Source organism: Terriglobales bacterium (genome assembly GCA_035561515.1).
Classification (GTDB): domain Bacteria; phylum Acidobacteriota; class Terriglobia; order Terriglobales; family Acidobacteriaceae; genus DATMXP01.
In genome coordinates, this window is record DATMXP010000030.1 from 1 (window position 1) to 2924 (window position 2924).

Annotated in this window: 5 protein-coding genes; 2 read left to right on the plus strand and 3 right to left on the minus strand. The window is 58.1% G+C overall.

The window, feature by feature from the left end:
* Both VN577_14785 and VN577_14790 read left to right on the plus strand, forming a co-directional pair.
* On the plus strand, window positions 1-229 hold a 229-nt coding region (locus tag VN577_14785; protein ID HWR16091.1), incomplete at its 5' end, for a hypothetical protein.
* 212 nt (window positions 230-441) lie between these two features.
* Window positions 442-858 (plus strand): hypothetical protein, encoded by a 417-nt coding sequence (locus VN577_14790; protein HWR16092.1) that lies wholly within the window; start codon window positions 442-444, stop codon window positions 856-858.
* A gap of 11 nt (window positions 859-869) precedes the next feature.
* Here VN577_14790 and VN577_14795 read toward each other — a convergent pair whose 3' ends face one another.
* The 3 genes from VN577_14795 to VN577_14805 form a co-directional block, all read right to left on the minus strand.
* On the minus strand, window positions 870-1193 hold the full coding sequence (locus VN577_14795) for a hypothetical protein (GenBank protein HWR16093.1): 324 nt from the start codon (window positions 1191-1193) through the stop codon (window positions 870-872).
* A 613-nt stretch (window positions 1194-1806) separates the two neighbouring features.
* Entirely contained in the window at window positions 1807-2298 is a 492-nt protein-coding gene (locus tag VN577_14800) for an ester cyclase (protein HWR16094.1), read from the minus strand.
* 302 nt (window positions 2299-2600) lie between these two features.
* Complete coding sequence (locus VN577_14805; GenBank protein ID HWR16095.1) at window positions 2601-2762, minus strand: hypothetical protein; 162 nt, start codon at window positions 2760-2762, stop codon at window positions 2601-2603.
* Window positions 2763-2924: the final 162 nt, after the last annotated feature.

Sequence of the window (2924 nt, forward strand, 5' to 3'; positions counted from 1 at the left end):
GGTCACAGCGTTCAGGGCGGTCGTCAGTTGTCTGACGAAGGACGCGGGCGGTGCGCCGGCAACGGTGAATTTAACGACTGCTCCGTTCCCGGCTACCACAGGACCGGCGAGCACCGGCGGCGGAAACGCGAAAATTGAAGCCTGGCTCAACCTGCCCAGCCCGTGTATCGCACCCATCATTTTCGTCACCAGCCCAGGAGGTAACTGGTTCGCGGCGACGGGTAACTGAGAATCGCGCGTCGCTGCAAACCTGCTCTGACGGCGGCGCGCACCTCCAGTCACTTCAGGCGGCCCCGGAATCGTTGCACCCCCCGAGCCTCGTCCCCAGAGTGCTCTCCGATATCTCAGGTTTCGGACTAACTCAGTTTCCGGTAACCCCACTTCAAGACCGGAACTCAGACGCGGTGACGAACACGGGCGATGAGTTAACATGTAAGCGCGATGCGAGAGGGTTGGAGCGGCGACGATTACGTGGTCTTGTTCTCAGAGGACGACCTGCCGTCGGTGGCTCAGCGATACGGCATCGCGGACATGCTGCCCGGATACCGCGTCATTGGCCTGCGCGGCTGGGACGACTTTATCATTGAGGACCCGAAGGGCGGCATCTTCACGGTGCCTACGGTTCCATGCGACCTCAAGCACATCGCACGTTTTCACCCTCTGGACGAAGATCAGCTTGTTGCTGATGCACGCTTCGTCGGCAGGGTCAAGTGGTACGTCACCCCGATTGCGTTCGGAGGGCCGCCAAGCGCCCCCGAGAACATCGCATGGATCACCCATGGGCAACATGCGGATCTTGTTCGCTGGTGGAACAATAAGTACCGGGAGTTGTCGGGTCCTCGTGCCTCAATGGAATGAAGCCCCACATATCATTCCCAACGTGACCTCAGTTGCTTGTTGATCTCCCATTCGGCCTCACGAATGGCGATTCGGTCGCTTGTTGCGACCTGCGCCAGACCTCGCATCAAAACCTCATCGGGCACCTCGCCGCCGAGGGCACGCTTGAGAAGATCCATGTGACTTTCCAGGACGGTGGCAGCGTGCCACACGTCCACGATGCCCCAGCGCTTAACCTCGCACTGTTTGTTCAAGAGGCCCAGCACGAGACCAAGTTCGTGTAGATCGCTCGGACGAGTTCTAGAGCCGACATGTACGTCAAGTTCGCCCCGTCCACGGCAGAAACGGATCAGCATGTTCCCGACTTCGAGCGTCACGAAAGCGTAGTCGAAACCGGGGGGAAAAGGACGCCTTCATTCGGAATTATGCGGGCGTGTTGCTCCTCAAAGAGAAAGGGCATCGCCTCAGCTATATCGAGCCGAAGCTTCCTCTCGTTTCGCCTTGCCAGTGGTCTGTCAAGCAAGCCCAACAGAAGCCATATCGGTCTTAGGACGAATGCAAGGAAGCGTACTGGCGGGACGACCAGGTTGTTCACTATCCATCGATGCGTTCTGCGATTCATCGCAACCGATCAGACTACCATCTCGCCACCTCTGCAAGCGCGATAGTGGCGCACTCTCTGATAATGGCGTAGAAACGCGGTTCAGTTCCTTTGACGAATGTCGAAATAGGGCATGGCCGCCGCCGCGCAGGAACTGCGGAGTCAATGGACGGAAGCGCCACATATCATTCCCGAGCCCCGGCAGCAAGCTTGCGCCCGCCAATCCGCGAGTAGGGCGTTAGGCGTCAAATCGACGAGGCCCGCTCAGCTTCCGGGTGGCGAATGATCCGGGGCGTTCCGCAGCCCAGGCATGAGATCAGCCGCGGAATCGCAGCACAAACTCACCACCTCTGGCAGATATGAGACCATCACCCGCCAGCGCGCACTTTGCGCGCAGACTCCACTCCAAAAACCGGCAATCCAGTGTCGGTGAGCAATCCGATCTGCTTCAGCACGGAAGCCTGATCCCAGTAGATGTGTTCATGTGCAATCTTGCCATCGCGAAACCGCACGATGGCGACCAAAGCCACTTCCACGTAGCGATTTGTAGGAGCAACACCCGGCAGCATCCAGGGCATTTCCTGCGTGTGAGTGAACGAGAAGATCATTTCATCCACCAACTGCTCTTCACCCACTGTTCGTGAGATCGGTGTGAGCTTCGTGTCGGGCGGCATGCTCGGAATGAAATCACGGGAATAGAAGGAGCGCAAAGCGGTTCGCCCCGAGCCGCCCGTCAGCACCGGGACGTGATTGACGTAGGCATCTTCCACCATCGTGGCCAGTGTTGCCTCCGTGTCGCGCGTGGAAAACTCATGCCGGGTATGTTCTTCCCAGAATCGAACCAAGTCTTCACGGAGCATCAAGCAATTCTAGCCGATACCGTCATTCAACCGCTTGGGCCCTCCGCCAGAGGCGTTGGTTTCAACACGACGCCCGGATCAGCGGCCACTCGGAATCCAACCACGTTAGCGAAAAGTCCCCATCTCGTCGATATGGCCTTCCGAAGCCGCTGTTCGGCGACAACCCCCGACAAGTCCCCCGTATTTGGCGACAATTCCGCCGGCGACGGAGAGTTCGGGCTGGTAAACGGCCTTTCATCCAAGTAGCGTCGAAGGCGCCCTGCACGCCCACGCACTTGCACCGCTGGAGACGAGTGCGGAAATTACATACCGTTAATGAATGCAGCGAAGACGGAAAACGCTGCCTCGGCAGCCGCTCCTTCCCCCGCTCGATCGCTGTTCTGCGCCGAGTTTGACAGGGTCACGATGTAGCTGTCGAGCGCCGTTTTGCTCGGTAACTTCTCAGCGTCTGGATCCATCGGCATAACACACAAAAAGACCTTTGACCCCAAGACACCTGTATAGTAGACTAGATGGCCAGTATAGACAACTAGAAATATGGAAATGAAATCAATCCCCGGTTGCAGCATCGAGGCATTGATCGCCGCTCGCGTCCAGAAAGACAGCCCCATCCCTGTTTACCTGCA

Excerpts from the sequence above, each read along its gene's own strand:
- VN577_14790 (HWR16092.1), top strand. The coding sequence starts at position 442 with ATGCGAGAGGGTTGGAGCGGCGACGATTACGTGGTCTTGTTCTCAGAG.
- VN577_14795 (HWR16093.1), bottom strand. The coding sequence starts at position 1,193 with ATGCTGATCCGTTTCTGCCGTGGACGGGGCGAACTTGACGTACATGTC.
- VN577_14800 (HWR16094.1), bottom strand. The coding sequence starts at position 2,298 with ATGCTCCGTGAAGACTTGGTTCGATTCTGGGAAGAACATACCCGGCAT.
- VN577_14805 (HWR16095.1), bottom strand. The coding sequence starts at position 2,762 with ATGCCGATGGATCCAGACGCTGAGAAGTTACCGAGCAAAACGGCGCTC.